Origin of the sequence: Massilia sp. YIM B02763, assembly GCF_030412015.1 — a bacterium.
In the GTDB taxonomy this organism is placed as follows: domain Bacteria; phylum Pseudomonadota; class Gammaproteobacteria; order Burkholderiales; family Burkholderiaceae_D; genus Telluria.
Genome location: NZ_JASNRD010000013.1, coordinates 25,356 through 48,491 on the forward strand (window position 1 = coordinate 25,356; position 23,136 = coordinate 48,491).

General features: G+C 68.8%; 23 protein-coding genes. 9 read left to right on the forward strand and 14 right to left on the reverse strand.

Features of this window, described 5'->3' with window-relative positions:
* Nucleotides 1-167: 167 nt before the first annotated feature.
* On the forward strand, nucleotides 168-1,436 hold the full coding sequence (locus QPK32_RS16665) for a cupin domain-containing protein (RefSeq protein ID WP_290413914.1): 1,269 nt from the start codon (nucleotides 168-170) through the stop codon (nucleotides 1,434-1,436).
* Nucleotides 1,437-1,449: 13 nt separating this feature from the next.
* A complete protein-coding gene (locus tag QPK32_RS16670) occupies nucleotides 1,450-2,718 on the forward strand; it encodes an Nramp family divalent metal transporter (RefSeq protein WP_374046760.1) in 1,269 nt (422 codons plus the stop codon).
* 8 nt (nucleotides 2,719-2,726) lie between these two features.
* On the opposite strand, the gene QPK32_RS16675 is transcribed toward QPK32_RS16670, so the two are convergent.
* On the reverse strand, nucleotides 2,727-3,641 hold the full coding sequence (locus tag QPK32_RS16675) for a LysR family transcriptional regulator (RefSeq protein WP_290413915.1): 915 nt from the start codon (nucleotides 3,639-3,641) through the stop codon (nucleotides 2,727-2,729).
* A gap of 218 nt (nucleotides 3,642-3,859) precedes the next feature.
* Between QPK32_RS16675 and QPK32_RS16680 the strand changes: the two genes are divergently transcribed.
* Both QPK32_RS16680 and QPK32_RS16685 read left to right on the forward strand, forming a co-directional pair.
* Nucleotides 3,860-4,234: a hypothetical protein gene (locus QPK32_RS16680; protein ID WP_290413916.1), complete on the forward strand. Its 375-nt coding sequence runs from the start codon at nucleotides 3,860-3,862 to the stop codon at nucleotides 4,232-4,234.
* 175 nt (nucleotides 4,235-4,409) lie between these two features.
* Complete coding sequence (locus QPK32_RS16685) at nucleotides 4,410-5,930, forward strand: M48 family metallopeptidase (protein ID WP_290413917.1); 1,521 nt, start codon at nucleotides 4,410-4,412, stop codon at nucleotides 5,928-5,930.
* A gap of 7 nt (nucleotides 5,931-5,937) precedes the next feature.
* Here the strand turns inward: QPK32_RS16685 and QPK32_RS16690 are convergent, their stop codons facing one another.
* The 4 genes from QPK32_RS16690 to QPK32_RS16705 all read right to left on the reverse strand — a co-directional run bounded on the left by QPK32_RS16690 (nucleotide 5,938) and on the right by QPK32_RS16705 (nucleotide 8,686).
* Nucleotides 5,938-6,345 carry a YgiW/YdeI family stress tolerance OB fold protein gene (locus tag QPK32_RS16690; protein WP_290413918.1) on the reverse strand — a complete coding sequence of 136 codons (408 nt, stop codon included), beginning with the start codon at nucleotides 6,343-6,345 and terminating at the stop codon, nucleotides 5,938-5,940.
* 97 nt (nucleotides 6,346-6,442) lie between these two features.
* A complete protein-coding gene (locus tag QPK32_RS16695; RefSeq protein ID WP_290413919.1) occupies nucleotides 6,443-7,822 on the reverse strand; it encodes an ATP-binding protein in 1,380 nt (459 codons plus the stop codon).
* Nucleotides 7,815-8,477, reverse strand: coding sequence for a response regulator transcription factor (locus QPK32_RS16700; RefSeq protein WP_290413920.1), 663 nt, complete (start codon nucleotides 8,475-8,477; stop codon nucleotides 7,815-7,817). Before QPK32_RS16700 ends, QPK32_RS16695 begins: the two co-directional genes overlap by 8 nt.
* Nucleotides 8,477-8,686: a DUF2945 domain-containing protein gene (locus QPK32_RS16705; protein WP_290413921.1), complete on the reverse strand. Its 210-nt coding sequence runs from the start codon at nucleotides 8,684-8,686 to the stop codon at nucleotides 8,477-8,479. Before QPK32_RS16705 ends, QPK32_RS16700 begins: the two co-directional genes overlap by 1 nt.
* A 143-nt stretch (nucleotides 8,687-8,829) precedes the next feature.
* Between QPK32_RS16705 and QPK32_RS16710 the strand changes: the two genes are divergently transcribed.
* Nucleotides 8,830-9,513 (forward strand): HAD family hydrolase, encoded by a 684-nt coding sequence (locus QPK32_RS16710; protein WP_290413922.1) that lies wholly within the window; start codon nucleotides 8,830-8,832, stop codon nucleotides 9,511-9,513.
* A 4-nt stretch (nucleotides 9,514-9,517) separates the two neighbouring features.
* Here the strand turns inward: QPK32_RS16710 and QPK32_RS16715 are convergent, their stop codons facing one another.
* Nucleotides 9,518-10,933 carry an MFS transporter gene (locus QPK32_RS16715; protein WP_290413923.1) on the reverse strand — a complete coding sequence of 472 codons (1,416 nt, stop codon included), beginning with the start codon at nucleotides 10,931-10,933 and terminating at the stop codon, nucleotides 9,518-9,520.
* A 145-nt stretch (nucleotides 10,934-11,078) separates the two neighbouring features.
* Between QPK32_RS16715 and QPK32_RS16720 the strand changes: the two genes are divergently transcribed.
* Nucleotides 11,079-12,026: a LysR family transcriptional regulator gene (locus QPK32_RS16720; protein ID WP_290413924.1), complete on the forward strand. Its 948-nt coding sequence runs from the start codon at nucleotides 11,079-11,081 to the stop codon at nucleotides 12,024-12,026.
* On the opposite strand, the gene QPK32_RS16725 is transcribed toward QPK32_RS16720, so the two are convergent.
* From QPK32_RS16725 to QPK32_RS16735, 3 genes are all read right to left on the reverse strand, one after another.
* Nucleotides 11,975-12,448 carry a hypothetical protein gene (locus QPK32_RS16725; protein ID WP_290413925.1) on the reverse strand — a complete coding sequence of 158 codons (474 nt, stop codon included), beginning with the start codon at nucleotides 12,446-12,448 and terminating at the stop codon, nucleotides 11,975-11,977. The two genes, QPK32_RS16720 and QPK32_RS16725, sit on opposite strands and share 52 nt — an antisense overlap.
* Nucleotides 12,435-13,610: a glycosyltransferase gene (locus QPK32_RS16730; RefSeq protein ID WP_290413926.1), complete on the reverse strand. Its 1,176-nt coding sequence runs from the start codon at nucleotides 13,608-13,610 to the stop codon at nucleotides 12,435-12,437. Before QPK32_RS16730 ends, QPK32_RS16725 begins: the two co-directional genes overlap by 14 nt.
* A 66-nt stretch (nucleotides 13,611-13,676) precedes the next feature.
* On the reverse strand, nucleotides 13,677-15,665 hold the full coding sequence (locus QPK32_RS16735) for a PEP-CTERM sorting domain-containing protein (protein ID WP_290413927.1): 1,989 nt from the start codon (nucleotides 15,663-15,665) through the stop codon (nucleotides 13,677-13,679).
* Between the two features lie 154 nt (nucleotides 15,666-15,819).
* On the opposite strand from QPK32_RS16735, the gene QPK32_RS16740 reads away from it, so the two are divergent.
* Nucleotides 15,820-16,209 carry a hypothetical protein gene (locus QPK32_RS16740; protein ID WP_290413928.1) on the forward strand — a complete coding sequence of 130 codons (390 nt, stop codon included), beginning with the start codon at nucleotides 15,820-15,822 and terminating at the stop codon, nucleotides 16,207-16,209.
* Between the two features lie 6 nt (nucleotides 16,210-16,215).
* Here QPK32_RS16740 and QPK32_RS16745 read toward each other — a convergent pair whose 3' ends face one another.
* Together QPK32_RS16745 and QPK32_RS16750 are read right to left on the reverse strand one after the other, a co-directional pair.
* Nucleotides 16,216-16,896 (reverse strand): hypothetical protein, encoded by a 681-nt coding sequence (locus tag QPK32_RS16745; RefSeq protein ID WP_290413929.1) that lies wholly within the window; start codon nucleotides 16,894-16,896, stop codon nucleotides 16,216-16,218.
* Nucleotides 16,896-18,044, reverse strand: a complete 1,149-nt coding sequence (locus tag QPK32_RS16750; protein WP_290413930.1) for a branched-chain amino acid ABC transporter substrate-binding protein — start codon at nucleotides 18,042-18,044, stop codon at nucleotides 16,896-16,898. The genes QPK32_RS16745 and QPK32_RS16750 overlap by 1 nt, the downstream gene beginning before the upstream one ends.
* Nucleotides 18,045-18,234: 190 nt before the next feature.
* Between QPK32_RS16750 and QPK32_RS16755 the strand changes: the two genes are divergently transcribed.
* Nucleotides 18,235-18,417 carry a DUF2256 domain-containing protein gene (locus QPK32_RS16755; protein ID WP_308632584.1) on the forward strand — a complete coding sequence of 61 codons (183 nt, stop codon included), beginning with the start codon at nucleotides 18,235-18,237 and terminating at the stop codon, nucleotides 18,415-18,417.
* Here QPK32_RS16755 and folE read toward each other — a convergent pair whose 3' ends face one another.
* From folE to QPK32_RS16770, 3 genes are all read right to left on the reverse strand, one after another.
* Nucleotides 18,418-19,167 carry a GTP cyclohydrolase I gene (gene folE, locus QPK32_RS16760; protein ID WP_290413932.1) on the reverse strand — a complete coding sequence of 250 codons (750 nt, stop codon included), beginning with the start codon at nucleotides 19,165-19,167 and terminating at the stop codon, nucleotides 18,418-18,420. It lies immediately after the preceding gene.
* Nucleotides 19,168-19,374: 207 nt separating this feature from the next.
* On the reverse strand, nucleotides 19,375-20,382 hold the full coding sequence (locus QPK32_RS16765) for a MerR family transcriptional regulator (protein ID WP_290413933.1): 1,008 nt from the start codon (nucleotides 20,380-20,382) through the stop codon (nucleotides 19,375-19,377).
* 196 nt (nucleotides 20,383-20,578) lie between these two features.
* Nucleotides 20,579-22,615: a M13 family metallopeptidase gene (locus QPK32_RS16770; RefSeq protein ID WP_290413934.1), complete on the reverse strand. Its 2,037-nt coding sequence runs from the start codon at nucleotides 22,613-22,615 to the stop codon at nucleotides 20,579-20,581.
* A 146-nt stretch (nucleotides 22,616-22,761) separates the two neighbouring features.
* On the opposite strand from QPK32_RS16770, the gene QPK32_RS16775 reads away from it, so the two are divergent.
* Nucleotides 22,762-23,103 (forward strand): zinc ribbon domain-containing protein YjdM, encoded by a 342-nt coding sequence (locus QPK32_RS16775; RefSeq protein ID WP_290413935.1) that lies wholly within the window; start codon nucleotides 22,762-22,764, stop codon nucleotides 23,101-23,103.
* The last annotated feature ends 33 nt before the right edge of the window (nucleotides 23,104-23,136 follow it).

Below are 23,136 nucleotides of genomic sequence, written 5' to 3' on the forward strand. Positions count from 1 at the left end.
GGTAACAATTTCCCGCTTACCACGTTTTTCCCTGTGCACGATTCGGCGGACCATCAAAGCTTCTTATGGTTGCTCCCAAGAATTCGTGAATATCGCTGCGCCGACTTGCGTCCTAGCATGTGTTCTATCGGGTGCCGTTGGCGCACCCGGCCTTCAGGAGAATGAACATGACCGACCTCAAACGTCGCAGCGTACTTGCCGGCGCCGCGGCCGGCGCCGTCGCCCTCGGTGCCACCGCCGCCGCCAAGGCGGCCCAACTCGGCCCCACCTTCGGCAATCCGGACAATCCACCCCAGGGCGCCATCAATTCCTCGGCCATCGCGAACGCCGAACCGGGGCCGCAGTTCGCCCAGCTGCGCGACACGATGCCGGCGTTCGCCAACCCGCCGCCGACCGACGTGGGCGGCATGGCGATTCCCTGGGCCTCGTTCAACCTGGCGCACAAGCGCATCCAGAACGGCGGCTGGGCGCGCGAGGTGACGACCAAGGCGTTCCCGATCTCGAAGGACATCGCCGGCGTGAACATGCGCCTGGGGCCGGGCGGCGTGCGCGAGCTGCACTGGCACCAGCAGGCCGAGTGGGCGATCATGGTCAGCGGCGAGGTGCGCATCACCACCATCGATGCGCTGGGCCGCGCCGAGGTGTCGGACGTGCGCGCCGGCGACCTCTGGTACTTCCCGCCCGGCCTGCCCCATTCGCTGCAGGGCCTGGGCGAGAACGGCGGCGAATTCGTGCTCGCCTTCGACAACGGCGCGGCCGGCGAATTCAATACGCTGATGGTGTCCGACTGGCTGGCGCACACGCCGCCCGAGATCTTGGCGCAGAACTTCGGCGTGCCGGCCGAGAAGTTCAAGGACATCCCGCTCGAGCAGCTGTGGATCTACCAGGGCGCCAAGCCCGGTCCGCTGAAACCGGACCAGGTGTACGCGGCCTCCTCGAACGGCCGCCCGGACCACCCGTTCATCTTCCGCATGAGCTCCATGGCGCCCACGCTGCGCCAGCCCGGCGGCGAGGTGCGCATCGTCGACAGCAGCAACTTCCCCGTCTCGAAGACGGTGGCGGCGGCGATGGTGACGCTGCGTCCGGGCGGCCTGCGCGAGATGCACTGGCATCCGGATGCCGACGAATGGCAGTACTTCATCAAGGGCAGCGGCACCATGACCGTCTTCAATACCGGCCCGGCCGCGCAGACCGTCAACTTCAATCCGGGCGACGTCGGCTATGTGGAGAAGAACCTCGGCCACTACATCAAGAACACGGGCACGACCGACCTCGTGTTCCTGGAACTGTTCAAGTCCGACCATTTTTCGGAAGTGACGCTGTCGCAGTGGCTCGCGAACACGCCGCGCCAGCTGGTGCGCGAGCACCTGCGCGTCGACGACGCCACGCTCGACGTGATCCACAAGTTGAAGGACCGCCGCGACGTGATCGCCTGAAAGGACCCGCCCCATGACCACCGCCGACACCGTCGCGCTCATGCGCGACAGCCTCGACCGCCCGCACCGCTCCCGACGCAGCATCCGCTCGCTGCTGGCCTTCGCCGGACCGGCGGTCGTCGCCTCGGTGGCCTATATGGACCCGGGCAACTTCGCCACCAATATCAAGGCCGGCTCCACCTACGGCTACGAACTGCTGTGGGTGGTGGTGCTGGCCAGCCTGGTGGCGATGCTGTTCCAGGCGATGTCGGCCAAGCTGGGCATCGTCACCGGCCGCAGCCTGGCGGAGCTGTGCCGCGACGCGTTCCCGCGCCCTGTGGTGATCGGCATGTGGATCGGGTCCGAGATCGCCGCCATGGCCACCGACCTGGCCGAGTTCATGGGCGGCGCGCTCGCCATCTCGCTGCTGTTCCACGTGGCGCTGGGTTGGGGCCTGCTCGTCACGGGCATCGTCACCTTCGCCATCCTGTCGCTGGATGCGCGCGGCTTCCGGCCGCTGGAGATCGCGATCGCGGCGCTGGTCGCGGTGATCGGCCTCAGTTATCTCGCCGAGCTGGCGATCGCCCCGCCGGACTGGCATGCCGCCCTGTTCCACGCCGTGGTGCCGCAGCTGCACGGAGAGCATGCCCTGATGCTGGCCGTGGGCATCGTCGGCGCCACCATCATGCCGCACTCGATCTACCTGCATTCGGGACTGACGCAGGGCCGCGCGCCGGCCCGCAACGACGGCGAGCGCTGGCGGCTGGTGCGCTTTTCGAACCGGGAGGTGGTCATCGCCCTGGGCCTGGCCGGCCTGGTGAACATGGCGATGGTCGCGATGGCGGCGACCGCCTTCGGCAAGAACGCGCCGGGCATCGCCGACATCGAGGCCGCCTACCGCACGCTGGCGCCGGCGCTGGGAACGGGCGCGGCGCTGCTGTTCCTGGTGGCGCTGCTGGCATCCGGCATTTCCAGCTCGGTGGTCGGCACGCTGGCCGGCCAGCACATCATGCAGGGCTTCGTCGGCGTGCGCATTCCGCTGCTGGCGCGGCGCCTCGTCACGGCCGTGCCGGCGGTGGCCGTGTGCATGGCCGGCGATCCGATGAAGGCGATGGTCGACAGCCAGATCGTCCTGAGCCTCGTGCTGCCGGTGCCGCTGGTCGCGCTGGTGGTGCTGTCGGCGCGGCCTTCGGTGATGGGACGGTTCGCCGCCTGCCGCCGGCTGACGTGGACGGCGTCGCTCGCCACGGGCGCGATCGTGGCCCTGAACGCGGCGCTGGTCTGGCAGGGGCTGGCGGGATGACCCCGCCCTCAATGGCCCGCCAGGGCCGCCACGATGGCGCCGCCGTCGGCCAGCAGGAACTGGCGGAACTCGCGCGCCGCCGGCGGCAAAGGGCGCTCGCCGGAGTGGACCACCTGCCACCGGTGCAGCAGAGGAAAGCCCTGCACGTCGAGCAGCTGCAGTTGTCCGGAGCGGACCTCGGCGTCGACCTCGTGCACCGACAGCAGGCCCACGCCCAGGCCCGCCATCACCGACTGCTTGATCGCTTCGCTGGTGCCCAGCTCCATATAGCGGGGCGCGGCCGCCTGGCCGAGGAAGACGTCGTCGGCCACGATGCGGGTATCGGTACCGGTTTCGCGCACGATCAGGCATTCGGCGCCCATGCGCGCCAGGGGAATGGCGCGCTGCCCGGCCAGCGCATGGGTAGGCGCCGCCACCAGCACGAACGGGTGGTCGGCGAACGGCTGCGCCACCATCTGCGGCAGGTCGGGGGCGCGCACCATCACGGCCACGTCGATCTGTTCGTTGCGCAGCATCTCGATCAATTGCGCGCGCGGACCCACCTTCATGTCGAGATCGACGGCGGTGTGTTGCTGCACGAAGGAATGGATCAGGTGCGGGAACAGCCGGCTGCCGGACGTGATCAGGCCGATCCGCAAATGCTGGACGCCGCCGCTCAGCAGATTGGCCAGCGATTGCTCGGCGGCGCGCAGGTCGGCCAGGATCACCTGGCAATGGCGCAGCACGAGGCTGCCCCCTTCGGTCAGCGAGATGCGCTTGCCGTTATGGCGGAACAGCGGCAAGCCGGCCAGGCCTTCCATCTGCTTGATCTGCATCGATACAGCGGGCTGGGTCAGATGCAGGTCTTCTGCGGCACGCGAAAAACTCAGGTTGCGCGCCACGCTCTCGAAGATCTTGATTTGGCGGAGGGTTACATGTTTCATATGCTGCACGCTCTCCTTCCCGAACGTCGTCGACAACGAATACGTTGTCTCGGGGACAGTGTAGAGGATCATGCCATGCGCGCGCGTTACAAGTTCGAAAGGCGGCGCCTGCCATTTGGTAGAGCGGGACCGCACGGCGGGCCCGGCGCCCCTGCTCTACAATGGCCGGGCAACCCGGACCCGCTGTATGTGCACTGAATTTTTCACAGGAGACTTCCATGAAATCGCTTAGCCTTGCTTCTGCCTGCCTGATCGCCCTGCTCTCCCTGCCCGCCCACGCCGCCGACACGGTGCCGCTCAAGAAATCCGATGGCGTGCTGGTCGACGGCAAGGGCATGACCGTCTATACCTTCGACAAGGACACCGCCAACAGCGGCAAGAGCGCCTGCACGGACCGCTGCGCCGAGAACTGGCCGCCGGTGCCGGCCGGCGACGCCCAGGTCGCCGTCCCCTGGTCGGCCGTCACGCGCGACGACGGCAGCAAGCAGCTGGCCTACAAGGGCAAGCCGCTGTACACCTTCGTGAAGGACAAGAAGCCGGGCGACAAGACCGGCGACAAGGTCATGAACGCATGGCACGTGGTCGGCGACTGATGTCCGCCGCGCTCCGGGCGATTCCGCTGCGTCCGGAGCGCATGTCCATGTCGACATTGTTCACAAAAAAACGACATCCATGCGCCGCAACAGCCGGAATGTTTACAATTTGCCCAAGAAGTAAGATTTCCACATAGAATTTCCTGGATGCCTACGACAGCAACCAGGACCTCCCGTGACCAATGAAGAATTCGGCTGGCTCGTCGCCCGCCTCGACACCCAGGCGGCGAACGCGCCGCGCGCCTTCCGCCTCAAGGTACTCTTCATCAGCGTAGCGGCCTACGTCGCCCTGTTCCTCGCCCTGCTCGCCATCCTGCTGCTGTTCGGCTGGGCCGTCGTGCATGCGCGCACGCATGGGCCCAGCCGCATCGCCTTCGCCGCCTGCGCGCTGGGGCTGGTGACGCTGCCCGTGTTCTGGGTCACGCTGCGCACGATGCTGATGCGCCTGCCGCCGCCCGAAGGCCGGGAGATCGCCCGCAACGAGGCGCCCGTGCTGTTCGAGCTGCTGGACAAGATGCGCGCGAAACTCGGCGGCCCGGCGATCCACCACGTACTGATCGACCGCGACTACAACGCCTGCATCGCCCAGCGCCCGCGCTGGGGCCTGGTCGGGCCCAGCGTCAATTACCTGGTGGTGGGGCTGCCGTTCATGTTCGGCCAGAGCACGTCGGAGATGCTGGCGATCGTCGCCCACGAATACGGCCACATCTGCGGCGCCCACGGCCGCACCGGCGCCTGGATCTACCGCCAGCGCCTGCTGTTCGCCGAGGTGCTGGCGCGCGTCGAAAGCACGGTCGAGGCCTCGTTCGCGCACATGCTGATGGCCAGGGCGCTGCACGCCTTCTTCCCCTATTTCAGCGCCTACACCTTCGTGCTGTCGCGCCAGAACGAGTACGAGGCCGACCAGGCATCCGTCAAGATGGCGGGCGCGCCGGCGGCCGCCTCGAGCCTGATCCGCAGCAGCCTGCTGGGCGACTGGTTCCACCGCGATTTCTGGAGCACGCTGTACCGCCAGGCCGACACGCGCGAGCGTCCCGCTTTCCTTCCCTACAAGGCGATGGGGACGGCGTTCCGCATGAGCCACGACGAATGGGCGAGCGGCGACGCCCTGAAAGCGGCCTGGCGGCGCGATTCGAACGCGGACGACACCCACCCCTGCCTGCGCGACCGCGTGGAGGCACTGGGCCAGCCGCCCGCCCTGCCGCAACCCGTGCAGCGCAGCGCCGCCACGGCCCTGCTGGGGGCCTTCGGCGAGCGCCTGGCCGAGGAGTTCGATGCGGACTGGTGGAAGGAACAGGCATCCGGCTGGGGCGAGCGCCACCGCCACGCGACGCGCTCGCTGGCGCGCCTGCGCGCATTGAACGGCGCCGCGCTGGCCGCGCTGCCCCTGCACGAGCTGCAGGAGATGGCGCTGCTGAAAGCCGAATTCGAGACGCCGCAAGCCGCCAAGCCCGTGCTGGAACACCTGCTGCGCCAGCCGGGCGGGCCGTTCCCGCGCGCGTCCTATGTCTACGGCCGCATCCTGCTGGGCGAACAGCGCCGCGAAGGCCTCGCCCACCTGGAGACGGCCGCACGCAGCGACCGCCACCTGGTGGACGACGCGTTGCGCGCCGGCTTCGCCTGGCTGCATGCGCGCGAGGGCGAACCCGTCGCATTGCAATGGGTGGACGCCGTGCTGGAAGCGCGCCCGGCCTGAGGCCGCGTCAGCGCGTCACGACCTTCAGCTGGTCGACGTCGAGCGTCGATTCGCCGACCAGTTCCTTGTCGAATTCGCCCACCAGCTCCACGGTCGTGTTCTGGTCGACCTTGACGCCCTGCGGGAAGTGTTCGTCGTCGATCTCGACCGTCATGCGGCCGCTGGCGTCGGCGAACTCGTAGTTGTCTCCTCCCTTGTGGCCGACCAGCTTGCCTTGCAGGCGCACCTGCTGGTCGTCCTTGCCCTTGGCCAGCAAGTCCTTGGCCGTCATCAGGGGCACGTTCGACGGGCCCGTGTAGCCAGCCGACGGCGCGGCCTTGGTCGATGGCCCGACGTAGCCGGTAGATTGAGCATGGGCAAAGGCAGCGGCGGCGCACAGGGTGGCGATGGCGGTGAGGGATACGATGCGTTTCATGATCAGTCCTTTCTCGATGTAAAGCCGTCGTGGACGGCAGGCATGGGTGCATTACACGGTCCGGACATTAACGGGATCTTAAGATGCCAATGGGGTCTTAAGATCCCGCAACGGGAAAATCGAGGGTGACACCGAGTCCCCGTCCATCCAGTCCGGGACCGAATGCCAGTACGATGCCGTGCAGGTCGGCGATGCGCTTGACGATCGACAGTCCGAGCCCGCTGCCCTCCTTGCCCTGCCCCAGCACGCGGAAAAAACGCTCCGTCAGGCGCTGCCGCGTGGCCGCGTCGACGCCGGCGCCGTCGTCGCGCACGGCGATGCGCACGCGGCCGTCGATGCGTACGGCTTGCACCTCGATCCGGCAGCCGTCCGGGCAATAACGCAGCGCATTGTCGACCAGGTTGCGCAGCGCAATCTCCAGCAGGGCCGGATCGGCGTCGACCGTGTCCACATCGCAGCGCACCGTTACCTGCATGCCGCGCTCCCCGGCCGCCTGCGCATGGTCGGCGCGCAGGCGCTCCAGCAGCGGCATCAGGGCCACCGGTTGCGGCCGCACGTGTTCGCGCGCCAGCGGATCCAGGCGCGCCAGCGTCAGCAGGCTGTCGACCAGCGCCGTCATGCGCGCCGTGTCCTGGCGCAGCTTGCGCAGCGGCTGGACCAGCTCCGGATGCTGGCGCTGCAGCAGCTGCACGTGCATGTGCAGGCCCGCCAGCGGCGTGCGCAATTCGTGGGCGGCATCGGCCGTGAAGCGGCGCTCGGCCTGCAGCGCGCCGTCCAGCCGTCCCAGCACGCCGTTCAGCGCCTTCACGATGGGCAGGATCTCGCGCGCCTGGCCGGAGGTGGGCACCAGCGCCAGGTCGTCCGGCGTCTTGGCGGCGATGGCCGCCGCCGTCCTGCGCAGGGGCTTGAGCACGCGCCCCGTCAGCAGCCAGCACACGAGCGCCAGCAGCACCAGCATGCCCAGCACGGGCAGCCACAGCGACTCGGCCAGTTCCTCCAGGATGTCGTAGCGCTCGTCGTAGCGCTGCCCGACCTGCACCTCGGCGCGGCGGGCGGCATCGCGCACGACGAACACGCGCCAGCGCTTGCCGCCGATCCTGGGATCGGCGAAGCCGTGGTCGTCGTCGAAGCCGGAGACGAAGGGTCGTTCCGGCGCGTCGCCGGTGCGCCGCAGCACGCGGCCGTCGACGACGACCTGGTAATGCATGTCGACCTTGCGCGCCTTGCCCTCGTTGCCCCTTCCAGGCTGCAGCCGGGCCAGCAGCCCGCGCTCGTCCCAATCGGTGGTGGCGGCCATGATCATGGTGCCGGCCTCCTCGAGCGCGTCGTCGAAGACGTCGTTCGTCTCCTGCCAGGAGATCGCCGTGACGATGCCGAGGCTGGCCAGCCACAGCACGATGCTGGCCGAAACGATGGCGGCCAGCAGGCGGCGCCGCAGCGACCACGAAGGCGCTTCGGCCATGATCGTGTCAGCCATGGTCGTTCAACCGGTAGCCGAGGCCGCGCACGGTGACGATGCTGTCGCTGCCGAACTTGCGGCGCAGGTTGTGGATGTAGACTTCGATGGCATTGCTCTCGACTTCCTCGCCCCAGCCGTACAGCGTCTCCTCGATCTGGGCGCGGGTCGTGATGCCGCTTCGGCGCAGCAGGAGCGCATACAGCACGTGGTATTCGCGCGCCGTCAATGCCACCGGCTTGCCGTCCAGCGTGGCCTGCTTGGTGTCGATGTCGAGCGCGATGCCGCCGTGCGCGAGGGTGTTGCTGGGCTGGTCGGCGCCGCGGCGCGCGGCCGCGCGGATCCTGGCCGACATCTCTTCCAGCTCGAACGGCTTGACCAGGTAGTCGTCGGCGCCGAGGTCCAGCCCCTCGACGCGGTCGGCCAGCGCATCGAACGCCGTGATCAGGATGACGGGCACGCGGTTGCCGCGCGCGCGCAATGCGGCCAGCAGCGCGTCGCCGGACAGGCCCGGCAGGCCGCGGTCGAGCAGCACGCAATCGTAGCGGTGCGCCAGCAGCGCCGTCTCGGCGGAGTCGCCGCGCCGCACCCAGTCCACCGCGTGCTGGTCCAGGCGCAGCCAGTCGAGGATCGTCTCGCCGAGGGACAGGTCGTCTTCGACCAGCAGGATGCGCATCAGACCTTCTTGAGGGCGCTGCCCTTGTGCGCGGCCTCGGCGCCCGTCTTGTCGCTCACGACGAGGTATTCCGGATGGTCGGCGGACGCCGCGACCTCGTGGCCCTTGATGGCCGTGTGCGACGTCAGCTTCTTCTTCACCGTGCCCCGCACGGTGCCCTGCGAGGAATGCCATTCGACCTTGTCGCCCGCCTTGAATTCGTCCGTCATGCTTGCCTCCCTTGATAAGATGAGCCGATTTCAACATAGATCGGCAGCCCTTCCCGCACGTTTGAAAACCGCAACGGTCGCCGGGCTGTCACACTCCCGTAACACAGCCGCTTGTATGATTGGGAGAAACATCGGACAGGTATATGTATAACAGTACACAACGGCTCCTGATCCTCGACGCGGACGGCACCACCATCGACGCGTTTTCCGCCATCGAGACCGCCTTTGCCCGCCACGGCCTCGTCATCGGCGACGAGGCGCGCTTCCAGAAGCGCCACAACCTCCTGAAATACCTGGGCGGGCTGAAGGAATTCCCCTCGATCATCCGCAAGAACCTGCGCAAGAACAGCCGCACCCGGCTGGTCGAGAGCCTCACCAGCGTGTACCGCGAGGAAGCCGCCTTGTACGACGGCATCCCCGAACTGATCCGCGAACTGATCGCCGCGCCCGACATCGTCGTCGGCATGGTCACCCGCAACATCACCAACGAGCCGCTCGAGACGCTGCGCCAGCTGTTCCTGCGCCACGACATCGACATCAACGAACTGGACTTCCTCGTCCACATCCCGCTCAGCGAAAAGAAGACGGCGCAGTTCCGCGCCATCCGCGAGCAGTTCGGCATCAACCCCGCGCGCGCCTACATCTGCGGCGACGAGCACAAGGACTTCACGGCCGCCGTCAACACGGGCATGCACCCGTTCATGGTGTCCTATGGCTTCGAGGACCACGACCGCCTGACGGCGAAGTTCGACGTGCCGCCGGAGCTGATCTCGCGCACCTCGAAGGAACTGTGCCAGCGCGTGCGCCACGCGCTTGACCTGGCCTGAATCGTCACGCCGGCGCCCGCCGCAGGCGGCTGGCGCTGACGCACAGCGCGATGACGGTCGCCGCCACGGCGATGGCTAGGCACAGCCGGATCGCCTGCATGCCCGCCGCGCCGCCGGCCAGGTCGCGGTCGAAGATCGACAGGACGATGCCCACCACCGCGGTGCCGAAGCACTGGCCGAAGGTGCGGACGATGGACAGGATGCCGGATGCGCTGCCGCTGCGTTCGCGCGCCACGCTGCCCAGCATCTCGCGGTTGTTCGGACTCTGGAACAGGCCGAAGCCGACGCCGCACAGCAGGTTGCGCCAGGCGATGTCCCAGGCTTGCGCCTGCGCCGGCAGCAGCGCCAGGCAGGCCAGTCCCGCCGCCAGCAGCGCCAGGCCGGTCGTCGACAATATGGCGGGTGGATAGCGGTCTGCCAAGCGTCCCGCATGCGGCGCGGCCAGCATGATGCCGATCGGCCAGGGCGTGAACAGCAGGGCCGAACGCAGCGCCGAATCGGCGTACACCGCCTGGAACAGGAAAGGCAGCGCGACGAAGGTGATGCCCTGGCCGAAGAAGGAGGCCAGCGAGGCCAGGGCCGCCAGCGAGAAGCGCGGCGTGGCGAAGATGTCGAGCGGGACCAGCGGCGCGGCGGCGCGGCGCTGGCGCCGGACGAACGCCCAGCCGGCAAGGAAGGCGATTGCCCCGTACATGGCGGCCGTCCGTCCTGCCCGCGGCTCCGTCCCCAGGTGCGCGCAGGCATCCGCGGCCAGGATGAACGCGCCCATGGCGGCGGCCGACAGCACGGCCCCGGCGCCGTCGAAGCCCGCACGGGCCGCTTGCCGCTTGTCGGGCACCGCGCGCAGCCCCAGCGCCAGGCCGATGGCGCCCAGCGGCACGTTGATCGCGAACAGCCAGGGCCAGCCCAGCCAGGACAGGATGGCGCCCCCCAGCGTGGGACCGATTGCCGTGTTCGCGGCGATCAGGAGCGCATTCAAGCCCAGGATGCGCCCCAGCAGGCGGTTCGGGAAGATCGTCCGGTGGATGGCCGGCGCGATGCTCAGGCACGCCGCCCCGCCGACGCCCTGCAGCACGCGCAGCGCCGTGAGCAGTTCCAGCGACGGCGCCAGCGCGCAGCCGAGCGAAGCCAGCGTGAACACGGCCAGGCCGGCGGCGAACAGGCGCCGGAAGCCGATGCGCGCCGCCAGCGCCGCGAAGATCGCCAAGGTCATGGCGACAGCCAGCAGGTAGCCGTTGGCCACCCACAGCGCGGCGCCCGCCGGCGCCTCCAGCGCGCGGGCGATCTGCGGCAGCGCCACGTTGATCATGCTGCCGTCCAGGACGGCCATCGTCGTCGCCGTCATGACGGCGATCATCGCCAGGCGGCGCTCGGGGCCGGGCAAGCCTTCGTCGCCCGGCATGTCGGAGAACAGTTCCATGACAGCCTTTCCGTGCCGGGGCACGCGTCGATCAGGCTGTCGACTATAGCGGCGCGGCCGGCATGGCGGAAGACGCGCGGGCTGCAATGACACCCTGCGTGCGGCGCCATGTCACGGCGCGGCCCGTGCATGCTAGCATCGGCGCATGTCCGACATCGACCTGAACCTGATCGTCGCCCTCGACTGCCTGCTGGCGGAAGGCAGCGTGGCCGGGGCCGCGCGCCGCCTGGGCCTGAGCGCCTCGGCGATGAGCCGTACGCTGGCGCGCCTGCGCGCGGCCACGGGCGACCCCTTGCTGGTGCGGGCCGGGCGGCAGATGGTGCTGACCCCGCATGCCGAGGCGCTGCGCGAACGCACGCGGCACACGGTGCAGGAGGCCCGCGCCGTGCTGCGCCCGTCCGCGGCGGCGCTGGATCCGGCGACGCTGGCGCGCACCTTCACGATCCGCGCCAACGACGGTTTCGTGGAAGTGTTCGCGGCCCGCCTGATCGCCGCGGCGGCGGCCGCCGCGCCCCGGGTACGCCTGCGCTTCGCGCCGAAACCGGACAAGACGGCGGCGCCCCTGCGCGACGGCGTCGTGGACCTGGAGATCGGCGTGCTGGGCGAGATGGCGCCGGAAGTGCGGCTGCAGGCACTGTTCCGCGACCGCTTCGTCGGCGTCGTGCGCGACGGCCATCCGCTCGCCTGCGCAGGCCCCGTCGATGCGGCGCAGTACGCCGCGCTCGGGCACGTGGTGACCTCGCGCCGCGGACGCCACGACGGCCCGGTCGACGCGGCGCTGGCGGCGCTGGGACTGGAGCGCAAGGTCGTCGCCATCGTGCCCAGCTTTCCGGCGGCGCTGGCCGTCGCGCGCGCCTCCGACCTGGCGGCCCTGCTGCCGGCGTCGTTCTGCGCCGCCGGCCCGGCCGGCGTGCATGCGTTCGAACTGCCGGTGGCGACGGCGCCGATCACGGTGTCGCAGATGTGGCACCCGCGGCTCGACGCCGATCCCGCGCACCGCTGGCTGCGCCAGCTCGTGCTGGCGACGTGCCGGCGCGAGGATCAGAAGCCGTACCAGAACAGCAGCACGCTGGCCGCCCCGAAGATCCAGTAGTCGATGGGCGCCCCAAGCGCCCAGCGCTTGTGCCAGGACACGTGTTCCCGCTTGAAGCGGCGCCACCCGAAGGCCGGGTTGATGAGGAACCAGAGGAAGTCCTCGACGATCCAGAACACCATCACGGACGCCATCACGCGCGCTTCCAGCTGCAACGACCACTCGCCCATGAAGAACAGGGGGAAGTGGAAGAACACGCCGATGAAGGAAAACATCCACAGGTGGTAGCCGGTCAGCGCGCGGCCGCCCCAGAAGATGTCGAGCAGCACGTGCTCCTCGATGCGCCAGGTCGGCAGGTTGGCGGCCCAGCCGCCCTCCCCCTCGATCTCGACCTCGACGCGCGCGAACAGGTAGGCGGCCGCCAGCACGGCCAGCAGCGTCGACGCGAGCTGGCCGGAAGAAGATAATTCAAACGTGGACATCGTCGCTTTCGTGTTGGTTCAGCACCGTCTCCAGCACATGCAGGGCGGCGTGCGGCCGTCCCAGGGCGCGCGCGCTGGCGCGCATCGCCTCCAGCCGGGCGGGGTGCGCGATCAGGTAGCGGATGCGGTATTCGAGCGTCTGCAGGTCGAAGGCCTTGAGCGCGGCGCCATGCTCGAGCAGGAAGTTGGCGTTGTGTTCCTCCTGGCCGGGGATCGGCGCGTTGACGATCATCGGCAGGCCCATCGCCAGGCATTCGGCCGTGGTGGCGCCGCCCGGCTTGGTGATGGCGAGGTCGGCGCAGGCCATCAGGCGCTCGACCTGGTCGGTGAATCCCAGCGCCGCCAGCCGGCCCGGGTGGCGCACGGCCAGGCGCTGCAGGGCGGCCAGTTCTTCCTCGTTCCGGCCGGCCAGGACGATCAGCTGGAAGTTGCCGGGAATGGCCAGCAGCCGCTGCGCCACGCCGGACAGGCCGCCCAGGCCGGCGCCGCCGCCCATCAGCAGCAGCGTCGTCAGCGCCGGGTCGAGGCCCAGCGCGCGGGCGCATTCGGCCCGCGACGGCGCGCGCGCGAAGGCCGGCATGATCGGGATGCCGGTGACATGGACGAGGTGGGCGGGAATGCCGGCGTCGCGCATGCGGAACGCCACTTCGTCGTTGGCGGCGAAATAGCCGGCGATGTGCGGATGGACCCACATGCGGTGCAGGTCGAAGTCCGTCACCTGCACGTAGACGGGGCAGGACAGCACCCCCGCCGCGATCTGCTGCGACAGGATCTCGGCCGGCTGGAAATGGGTGCAGACGATGGCGCTGGGCGCCAGCGCGGCGATCTCGTGGACCAGCTTGCGGCTGTCGCGCCGTTCGATCCAGCGTCGCAGGCGGTTGACCCAGCCGTCGGGGCACGCGTCGTTGCTGAGGCGGTAGACATGGCTCCACAAGCCGGGCGCGCGCTTGACGAGCAGGATGTAGAGATCGGTGTAGACCTTGCGCAGGCGCCGCGTGGCGAAGGCCATCGCGTCGAGGTGGATGGCGTCGGCGTCGCCGTAGACGATGGCGGCGCTGGCCCGGATCGCCTCGGCGGCGCGGGTATGCCCGGCGCCGGCGGGCACGCTCAGCAGGAGGATCCGTTTCCCGGCCATGCGCAGGTGGAGGTCGTTGCCGTTCATGGATCCCACTCTAGCCACCGAATGTGACCCGGCCATGACGGCCGGGCCGGACGCCGCGCGCGGCGCTCAGGCGTTGCGCCAGCGCCGGCGCGCCAGCGCGCCCATCAGGCCCATGCCGCCCAGGACCAGGGCGACGCTGCCCGGTTCCGGCACCTCGGCCGCGGCCAGGTCGATGTTGGTGTAGACGCCGTCGAAGCGGTAGTTGACGGCCAGGCTGCCGACGGACAGCACGCGCAGCAGCGCCTGGAAGTTGGCATCGTTCGACAGGTCGCCCTGGAAGCGCAGCACGGAGCCGGCCGCATCCCCAATGCCCGTCAGGGTCAGGCGCGCGCCGGCGGCGATGTCGCCCAGTGCGTCGAACACCAGCGAGGTGCCGCCGAAGTCGATCGTGGAGTCGGCCCCGAGCACCAGGCTGGCAAAGGTCTGCTTGCGGTCGAACAGGCCGCCCACGTCGAGCGTACCGCCGGCCAGCACGAGCGTGGCGGCCGGGTCGATGGCGCCGTCACCCTGCAGGGCGAAGGTGCCGCTCGCGAGCACGATGCTGGCGAAATGGGAGATCGCGCCGCCGTATGCGAAGGCGTTGCCCTTGCCCGCATCGACCGTCATGCTGTTCTTGCCGCCGCTGCCGCCGTCGATGTCGCCGATGATGCGGGCGTTGCCGCCGTCGATGAACAGCGCATTGATGCCGCTGCCCATGCGGATCGCCTGGCCGCTGCTGCCACCGTCGATCAGGCCGGCATTGCGGATGACCGTGGCGTCGGCCTTCGTCAGGATCGCCGCAGTCGCGCGGCCGCCGCCCACGATGGCGCCGCCGCCGCGGTTGTCGATGGTAATGGTAAAACCGCTGGCCTCGCCCGAACCGACGATGGCGGAATCGCTTGCCCCGCGGATGGTCCCGCCGGCCTGGTTGACGACGGTGGCGTTCGCGTACAGGCCTTCGCGCAGGCCCCCGCTCAGGTCGTTGCCGGCCAGCGTGATGCCGCGGCCCACCGCGTTCGTGTTGCCGGCAGCAACCTGGCCTTCGATCAGGCCGGCATTGACGATGCGGCCGCCGCCGGCCGAGATGCCCTCGCTGTAGGCCAGGCCGCTGGACGGGGCGCTGACCGCGTTCAGCGAGCGGATCGTGCCCGTGTTGACGATGTCGACCGTGCCGTCCACGTCGATGCCGTCGCCGTCGCCCGTGATGCCGTTGCCGCTGATGGTGCCGTGGTTGACGACCGTGACGACCTGCCTGGCGTTGAAGCCGTCCACATTGATGCCGCCGCCGTCGTTGCCGCGGATGATGCCGCCCGCGGCATTGCTCACGTCCAGCGTGAACGACGTGCCGGCCGTGGCCTGCTCGGCCGTGATGCCGTGGCGGCCGCCATCGACCAGGCCGGTGGCGGCGTTGGCGACGCGGATGCCCGAATTGGACTGGCCGTCGATGCCGTCGCTGGTGCCGGCCCTGGCCGTCGCCGAACGGATCGTACCGGCATTGTTCACCACGCCGTTGGCGCCCGGACGCACGGCGTCCGCCTCGCTGGCCGCCAGCAGGCCGCCGGCGTAGTTGTTGACGACGTTGGCGCCGGTGACGACCGAGAAGTCGACGGCCTGGGCCCCGCCCGCCGACGCATTCGTCGAGATCATCGCGCCGTAGTTGTTCAGCACCACGCTGGACGCCGGCACGTTCATCTGGACGACGTCCGCATCGGCCGTGCGCATCGTCGCCGCCGTGTTGGTACTGCTGCCGTTGTTGATCGTCAGGTTCGTCACGCCCTTGTTGTCGCGGATCGCGCGTCCCGTGCCGGTCTGGGCGATCGTGCCCTGGTTGTCGAGCGTCGCGTTGTTGCCCGTGATCGCCACGGCCACCGTCGAGCCGCCCAGCGTCAGCGACGCCCCCAGGGCGATGCTGCCCTTTTCTCCGCTTGCGCTGCCCAGCGTCTGCGCCGTCGTCACTGGCCCCGTGATGGTGAACGGGGTCGCATGAACGGGAGCCGCGCCCCAGGCGAGTGCCAGGGCCAGCAAGGTGGCGCCGGCCAGTGTGCGGTGCGCGAAGGGGAGCGAAGGAGCGGGCATGCGACGTTCCGGGAAAAGATGGTGTTGTCAAATTTAAACTGCTTTTATGACAAGAAAATGACGTATCGGGAATTGCATCTTGGATACAACTACCCGCTTCCCATGCCGGCCGGCTCTGCTAGACTGCGCCGCTGTCCCACCAACCGGAGTTGTCATGCCTACCTTCGCCGCGCGCATCATGGCGCTCGCACTTGCCGTCATTGCGCTGGCGCTGTGCACCCTCGCCTGGCAATCGACGCGCCACGACGCCGTGCCCGACAAGGGAAGCAGCTACCAGGCCGTCGCGCTGACGAATGGCCAGGTCTACTTCGGCCGCCTGGAGCGGGCGGCCACGGGCTACCTGGCCTTGCGCGACGTGTTCTACGTGCAGACCCGCCAGAACCCGGACACGCGCGCCGTCGCCAACGTGCTCGTCAAGCGGGGCAGCGAGGCGCACGGGCCGGACCGCATGCTGGTCAACCGCCAGCAGGTGCTGCTGGTGGAACCGGTCGGCGCCGACTCGCAGATCGGCAAGCTGATCGCCGAGCAGCGCGGCAAGCCCTAGCAGGCGTCACGCCGGCGGCTCGTGTTCGGCGCCGCGGCGCCCGAGACCCAGACCGAGGCCGGCGCCCAGGCCGCCGCCGCCACCGTCGCCCCCTCCACCACCGCCACCACCGCCGCCCTTGCCCCCTTCGTTCCTGCCGCGCGCGCCGCCGCCCTGCACGCGGGTCGGCCCCTGCAGCGGAATGGCGACGCCGGGCACGGGGCCCAGGTCGAGCGCCTCGCGGATGAAGTCGCGCAGCGCGATCACCAGTTCGGCCGTGTGGATCGGGCGGCCGGCCGCCATGTCGGTGGCGGCTTGCGCGGCCATGCGGCACTGCGCCTCGGTGCCCAGCAGCAGGATGTCGGCCAGCGCGCCTTCGACCGCGTCGCGGATGCGGCGCGAGCGCTCCGAGCCCGCGCGTGCTTCCACCGTGCCCAGGTCTTCGGCCGCTTCCTGCCCCGTCGTGCGCACGTCGCGCAGATGGGTCGGGTCGACGGTCAGCTCGCCCGTGAACGAGCCGCCCAGCGTGCGGTAGGCCGCGATCAGCGTGCGCAGGCGCTCGTTGATCTGGCGGTTCATGCGCTCGCGGCGCTGCTGGATCGTCTGCATCATGAGCACGCGGATGCCCACGCCGATCAGGGTGAACAGCAGGAGGCCGAACAGCGTCGTCAGCGCGGCCTGCCAGGAACTGAAGTCGAAGCCGCGCATCAGCGCACGACCTGCAGCTTGACCTGCTTGCCCTGGCGGTAGGTGTACAGCGTGAGCGCGGCGTCGCGCAGGTCGCCGTGGGGATCGAAGGCGATGGTGCCCGTCACGCCCTGGTAGCGGATGGCGGCCAGCGCCGGCAGGAACTTCACGGGGTCGACCGAGTTCGCCTTCTGCATGGCGGCCGCGAACACCATCGTCGCGTCGTAGGCGTACGGCGCATAGGTCTGCAGCGGGATCTTGTAGCGCTGGCGGTAGCGTTCGGAGAAGGCGTCGAGCGCGGGCTGCTCCTTGTCGGTGACGCCGCCCGCCACCACGCAGGTGACCTTGTCGTCGCCGAGCGCGTCGCCGGCCAGTTCCGGCAGCTTTTCCGAGCAGATGCCATCACCCGAGACCATCTTCGCCGCGATGCCCAGCGCCTTCATCTGCTTGAGCATGGGGCCGGCCACGGCGTCCATGCCGCCGTAGAAGATCACGTCGGGCTTCTTGGCGCGGATCTGCGTGAGGATGGCGTTGAAGTCCGTGGCCTTGTCGTTGGTGAACTGGCGGCTGACGATCTCGGCGCCCTTCATCCGCTTGACGCTCTTCGTGAATTCGTCGGCCAGGCCCTGGCCGAACGCGGTGCGGTCGTCGATGACGGCGATGCGCTTCGCCTTCAAGGTCTGGATCGCATACTTCGCCAGCGCGCTGCCGACCATATTGTCGTTGGCGACGACGCGGAAGGCCGTCTTGTAGCCCTGGCGCGTGTAGACGGGCGTGGTCGCGGCAGGAGAAATCTGCGGGACGCCGGCGCTGGCATAGATCTTCGAGGCCGGCACCGTGGGGCCGGAATTCAGGTGGCCGACGACGGCCGCCACCTTCGCATCGACGAGCTTCTGCGCCACGCTCGTGCCCTGCTTCGGGTCGCTGGCGTCGTCCTCGGCCTGCAGCACCCACTTGACCGGCTTGCCGCCGATGACGATGTGCTTCGCGTTCAGGTCGTCGACCGCCATGCGCGCGCCGTTCTCGATGTCCTTGCCCTGGTGGGCGCCGGGCCCGGACAGCGGCGACGCGCTGCCGATCTTGACGACGGTCTGGGCCGCGGTTTGAGCATGAGCCGGGGCAAAGGCCAGGGCAAGCAGGCAAGGCAGGAAGGCGGCGGTCGTGCGCATGGCGGTCCTTGTTGAATCGATATGATTCGATTGTACCGTCGGCGGCCGCGCGCACGCCGCCAAGCGTGCGTGGTATTTACCCCGCCGCTTCTATCATTCGCACACGCGCCGCACCGGAACCGGTGCGCGCGCCGTGCATTGCACGTGGCTCATCGGGATGCCGCGGCGTGCGCAAGGACCGACGATGAAAATGAGGAAAAAGGCCGACTTGCCCAGCAAGCCATGCGCGCGCTGCGGGCTGCCGTTCAATTGGCGGAAAAAATGGGAGCGCGATTGGGAGAACGTGAAGTTCTGCTCCGAACGCTGCCGGCGCGCGGCCAAGGGGCCGGCGCCGGCGGAAGGGACACCGCCGCCAAGGCGCGGCGGCGCTTGATCAGCGCTTGACGAGCGAGAGGAATTCGCGGCGCAGCGCCGCATCCTCGCGGAACACGCCGCGCATGACGCTGTTGGCCATCGAGGCGTCCATGTCCTTCACGCCGCGCCACTGCATGCAGAAGTGGTCCGCTTCCATGAACAGCGCCAGGCCGTTCGGCGCCATGATGGCTTCCAGCGCGTCGGCCAGCTGGATCACCGCCTCTTCCTGGATCTGCGGACGGCTCATGATCCAGTTGGCGATGCGCGCGTACTTCGACAGGCCGATCAGTTCCGACTCCGCATTCGGCACGACGCCGATCCAGACCTTGCCGATGACGGGACACAGGTGGTGCGAGCAGGCGCTGCGCACGGTGATCGGCCCCACCACCATCAGTTCGTCGATGTTCGACACGTTCGGGAATTCCGTCACGGCCGGCATCGGCTCGTAGCGGCCGCCGAAGACTTCCTTGACGAACATCTTGGCCACGCGGCGGCTGGTGTCGCGCGAGTTGTGGTCAGCGGCGGTGTCGATGACGAGGCTTTCCAGCACGCCCTGCATCTTGCCGCTCACTTCGTCCACCAGTTCCTCGATCTCGCCGGGTGCGATGTGGGCCGAGATGTTGTCGTTGGCAAAATAGCGGGTGCCGCTGGCCTGCAGGCGCGCGCGGATGCGCTGCGAGACGGGGCTGACAGCGGGGCCGGCGGCAGCGGTGCTTTCGGCGGCGGCAAGGTTCTCCGGCTCGAAAGGAGGAATGAGATCGTTCGGCATGAAATTCCTGAAATCTAGTCAATCGGATGCAGGCGCCCATGTGGCGCGGGCGGCAACGCGGTGCGTCCGCGTGGTGCATCGGTGCGGGACGGCCAGTCCCTGGGTCGTGCGGACGGTCGCTGGGAACCGTCGATGAAGTACGGGATTATAGCCCGGTATTGTCGGACGTAAATGTCGAGCCCTATTTTCCGGCGCGGCAATCCCGGTTCAGTGTTGCACGGTCGGCCCACGGCGCGCCGGCGGCAGCGGCAGGCCTTCGGCCCGCGCCAGCCGTTCCATCGCGCCCTCCAGCACCACGCGCGCCTGGGCCGCGGCCTGGCCCAGGTCCTGGTGCAGGCGGGCATCGGCCTCGTCGCGCGAGGCGCACTGGGCGCTGTAGCGCTCGAAGCTGCCCACCATCAGCAGCAGGTCGGCCAGGTGGCGCGGACATTCGCAGGCGAGGCGGTTGCCGGCCGCCGTGATGTTGGCCAGCGCCTCGTCGTCGAAGCGGCGCGCCGGCGGCTCGACCGGCGACTTGGCGGACGTCCTGGCCACCAGGTGCGGCGACAAGGATTGGCCGGCCAGCGCCTGGCGGCACAGCGGCACCACTTCGCCCATCTCGGCCGGCACCCGCGCCACCACCCAGCCGCGGGCGCGCAGCGCACGGATCGTCGCGCTGGAGCAGAACCGGTACAGCACCACCACGGCGGCCGCGCCGACGGCCTCGCGCGCCTGCGCGATCATGGGGACGGCGCCCTCGTCCAGTTCCGGCAATTCGACCAGCAGGACATCGGTGCCGCCATGTTCCGCCGGTGCCTCTGCTTGCGCCGCCGGCTGGTCGAAGCGCGACCAGCTGGCCTGCACCTCCAGCAGCAGCGCATCGCCCCCGCTGGCGGCGATGCGGCGCGCCAGGCCCAGGCCGATGACGACCACGCCGATCGGGCCGGCCGGCAAGTCGTCCGCACCGTCGCCATTCGCCAGCTCGCGCAGGCGCTCGACGGGCAGGTGGGCCAGTTGGCCGATCGGGTGGCCCTGGTCGACCAGTTGCTTGAGCAGGCCCAGGCGCTGCACCTGGGCCGCCGAGTAGAGGCGCTGGCCGTGCGCGGAGCGGCGCGTGTCGGACAGCTCGTAGCGGCGTTCCCACACGCGCAGGGTCTCGACCGACAGGCCGGCCAGGCGCGCCGCGACACCGCTGCGGTAGGTGACGTCGCTATCGTCGTCGTGTTGATTGGACATGAGTGAACCGCCTATGAACCGTCAATTTCGTCATTATAGCGGTTCAGAGGCTGGTCAAGGCATGCGGGATGCAGAAATGCGACACCGGAAGCGTCGTCCCGCGAAGGCGGGGACCCAAATTCTGCGTGCGTTGAGACGGTGCGCGAAGATTGGGTCCCTGCCTTCGCAGGGACGACGTATTGATGTGGCGGGATTGTTACCAGAAAATCACCCGCTCTTCCGGCTTCAAATACATCTTGTCCCCCGGCTTCACGTCGAACGCCTCGTAATAACCCGGATGATTGCGCAGGCTGCCGTTGACCCGGAACTCGGACGGCGAATGCGGGTCCGACTTCACCTGGGCGATCAGGGCCGCGTCGCGGGCCTTGCCGCGGCGCGCCTGGGCCAGGCCCATGAAGATGCGCTGCTCGGCCGTGAAGCCGTCGATCACGGGGGCCGGCTTGCCCTTGAGCGAGATGTGGTAGGCGCGGCTGGCCATGATGGCGCCGGCGTTGTCGGCGATGTTCTCGCCCAGCGTCAGCTCGCCGTTGAGCGTATAGCCCGGCACCGGGCTGTAGGCGCCGTATTGCGCGACGAGCACCTTGCCCTTGGCGGCGAATTTCTCGCCATCTTCCCTGGTCCACCAGTTGCGCAGGTTGCCGTCGCCGTCGTACTGGGCGCCCTGGTCGTCGAAGGCGTGGCTGATCTCGTGGCCGATCGAGATGCCGACCGCGCCGTAGTTGATGGCCGGCTCGGCGTTCGCGTCGTACAGCGGCGCCTGCAGGCGCGCGGCCGGGAACACGACTTCGTTCATCTCCGGGCTGTAGTAGGCGTTCACCGTCTGCGGCGTCATGTGCCATTCGCTGCGGTCGACCGGCTTGCCCAGCTTGTTCACGCCATATTGATGGGCGAATTCGCGCGCGCGCAGTACGTTGCCGGCCAGGTCGTCGCGCTTGATCGCCAGCGTCGAGTAATCGCGCCACTTGTCCGGATAGCCGACCTTGACGGAGATCTTGGCCAGCTTGGCGTGGGCCGCCTTCTTGGTGTCCGGCGTCATCCAGTCCAGCGTGTCGATGCGCTCCTTGAACGCGAGCAGGAAGTTGTTCACCATCTCCTGCACCTGGGCGCGGCGCTCGGCCGGGAAGTAGTGCTGCACATAGACCTTGCCGACCACTTCGCCGAGGTCGCGGTTGATCTGGGCGATCGCCAGCTTTTCGGTGGCGCGGTTGACCTTGGCGCCCGTCAGCACGGTGCCGCGGAAGGCGAAGCTCTCGTCGACGAAGTCCTGCGACAGGTAGGGCGCATAGGCGCTCAGCAGGCGCCACGTGAAATAGGACTTCCAGGTGGCGACGGGCGTGGCGGCGACGATCTTGTCGAAGGCCTGCATGTAGGTCGGCTGGGCCACGTTCACGAACGGCGCCTTGCCGGCGATGCCCTGCTCCTTCATCCAGCCATCCCAGTCGAAGCCCGGCGCCAGCGCCTTCAGCTGGGCGACGGACAGCTTGTTGTAGGTCTTGACGGGATCGCGGTTCTGCACGGCGCTCCACTGCGCCCTGGCGATCTCCGTTTCCAGCGCCACGATGCGTGCGGCCTGGCCGGCGGGATCGGGCTGGCCGGCCAGCGCCAGCAGCTTTTCCACGTGCGCCTGGTACTTGGCGCGCGTGTCCATCAGCTTGGCGTCGCCGGTCTGCAGGTAGTAGTCACGGTTCGGCATGCCCAGGCCCGATTGCGCGATCTCGACGAGATAGGCCGTCGACTGCTTGCTGTCCTGGCCCACGCCCATGCGCAGCGGGCTGCCGGCACCGATACGCTCGGCGTGGGCGGCCAGCACGGCCAGTCCCTGCTTGTCCTGCAGGGCGGCGATGCGCGCCAGTTCCGGCGCCAGCGGCTTCACGCCAAGCGCGTCGCGGCGCGTCTTGTCCACGTAGCTGGCGTAGTAGTCGCCCATCTTCTGGGCGTCCGAGCCGGCGGCGGCCTGCCGGTCCTGCGCGGCTTGTTCGATGAGCGTGCGGATCTGGCCCTCGACGTTTTCCTGTGCAATATTGAAGGCGCCCCAGCTCGAGCGGTCGTTGGGGATCTCGGTGCGCTTGAGCCAGTTGCCTTGCGAGTAGCGGAAGAAATCGTCCTGCGGACGGACGGCGGCATCGACGGCGGTCTTGTCCACGCCGGAAGCGGTGGACGGCACGTTCTCCGCGGCGTGGGCTTGCAAGGCGAACGCGCCGGCGATCAGGGCGCTGCACAGGGTGCGGTTCATGAGGTCTCCATTATTTTCATCGAGGCTGCATGCTAATTTAATCCTTTACGAATTAAAAGTTTTCAAGCCAACATCCTGTCTAGACAAGGTTGGGCGGTTGCGCTACGGCGAAAGGTATAATCCCGCGCTTTGCCGGAGCCTTCCCCATGAGCACCTTGCCGCCCTGCCCCCAATGCCAATCGGCCTATGCCTACGACGACGGCACCGGTCTCCTCACCTGCCCGGAATGCGGCAACGAATGGCGGCCGTCCGCGCAGGCCGATGCGGCCGACGCCAGGGAATGGCGCGACGCCTCCGGCAACCTGCTGCAGGACGGCGATACCGTCACCGTCATCAAGGACTTGAAGCTCAAGGGCGGCGGCGGCACCGTCAAGCAGGGTACCAAGGTCAAGAACATCCGCCTCGTCGACGGCGACCACGACATCGACTGCAAGATCGACGGCTTCGGCGCGATGAGCCTGAAGTCGGAATTCGTCCGCAAAGCGTAAAACGATTGGAAAACGCGGCGGGCGGCCCCACCT

Excerpts from the sequence above, each read along its gene's own strand:
- QPK32_RS16665 (WP_290413914.1), top strand. The coding sequence starts at position 168 with ATGACCGACCTCAAACGTCGCAGCGTACTTGCCGGCGCCGCGGCCGGC.
- QPK32_RS16670 (WP_374046760.1), top strand. The coding sequence starts at position 1,450 with ATGACCACCGCCGACACCGTCGCGCTCATGCGCGACAGCCTCGACCGC.
- QPK32_RS16675 (WP_290413915.1), bottom strand. The coding sequence starts at position 3,641 with ATGAAACATGTAACCCTCCGCCAAATCAAGATCTTCGAGAGCGTGGCG.
- QPK32_RS16680 (WP_290413916.1), top strand. The coding sequence starts at position 3,860 with ATGAAATCGCTTAGCCTTGCTTCTGCCTGCCTGATCGCCCTGCTCTCC.
- QPK32_RS16690 (WP_290413918.1), bottom strand. The coding sequence starts at position 6,345 with ATGAAACGCATCGTATCCCTCACCGCCATCGCCACCCTGTGCGCCGCC.
- QPK32_RS16695 (WP_290413919.1), bottom strand. The coding sequence starts at position 7,822 with ATGGCTGACACGATCATGGCCGAAGCGCCTTCGTGGTCGCTGCGGCGC.
- QPK32_RS16700 (WP_290413920.1), bottom strand. The coding sequence starts at position 8,477 with ATGCGCATCCTGCTGGTCGAAGACGACCTGTCCCTCGGCGAGACGATC.
- QPK32_RS16705 (WP_290413921.1), bottom strand. The coding sequence starts at position 8,686 with ATGACGGACGAATTCAAGGCGGGCGACAAGGTCGAATGGCATTCCTCG.
- QPK32_RS16710 (WP_290413922.1), top strand. The coding sequence starts at position 8,830 with ATGTATAACAGTACACAACGGCTCCTGATCCTCGACGCGGACGGCACC.
- QPK32_RS16715 (WP_290413923.1), bottom strand. The coding sequence starts at position 10,933 with ATGGAACTGTTCTCCGACATGCCGGGCGACGAAGGCTTGCCCGGCCCC.
- QPK32_RS16720 (WP_290413924.1), top strand. The coding sequence starts at position 11,079 with ATGTCCGACATCGACCTGAACCTGATCGTCGCCCTCGACTGCCTGCTG.
- QPK32_RS16725 (WP_290413925.1), bottom strand. The coding sequence starts at position 12,448 with ATGTCCACGTTTGAATTATCTTCTTCCGGCCAGCTCGCGTCGACGCTG.
- QPK32_RS16730 (WP_290413926.1), bottom strand. The coding sequence starts at position 13,610 with ATGAACGGCAACGACCTCCACCTGCGCATGGCCGGGAAACGGATCCTC.
- QPK32_RS16735 (WP_290413927.1), bottom strand. The coding sequence starts at position 15,665 with ATGCCCGCTCCTTCGCTCCCCTTCGCGCACCGCACACTGGCCGGCGCC.
- QPK32_RS16740 (WP_290413928.1), top strand. The coding sequence starts at position 15,820 with ATGCCTACCTTCGCCGCGCGCATCATGGCGCTCGCACTTGCCGTCATT.
- QPK32_RS16745 (WP_290413929.1), bottom strand. The coding sequence starts at position 16,896 with ATGCGCGGCTTCGACTTCAGTTCCTGGCAGGCCGCGCTGACGACGCTG.
- QPK32_RS16750 (WP_290413930.1), bottom strand. The coding sequence starts at position 18,044 with ATGCGCACGACCGCCGCCTTCCTGCCTTGCCTGCTTGCCCTGGCCTTT.
- QPK32_RS16755 (WP_308632584.1), top strand. The coding sequence starts at position 18,235 with ATGAGGAAAAAGGCCGACTTGCCCAGCAAGCCATGCGCGCGCTGCGGG.
- folE (WP_290413932.1), bottom strand. The coding sequence starts at position 19,167 with ATGCCGAACGATCTCATTCCTCCTTTCGAGCCGGAGAACCTTGCCGCC.
- QPK32_RS16765 (WP_290413933.1), bottom strand. The coding sequence starts at position 20,382 with ATGTCCAATCAACACGACGACGATAGCGACGTCACCTACCGCAGCGGT.
- QPK32_RS16770 (WP_290413934.1), bottom strand. The coding sequence starts at position 22,615 with ATGAACCGCACCCTGTGCAGCGCCCTGATCGCCGGCGCGTTCGCCTTG.
- QPK32_RS16775 (WP_290413935.1), top strand. The coding sequence starts at position 22,762 with ATGAGCACCTTGCCGCCCTGCCCCCAATGCCAATCGGCCTATGCCTAC.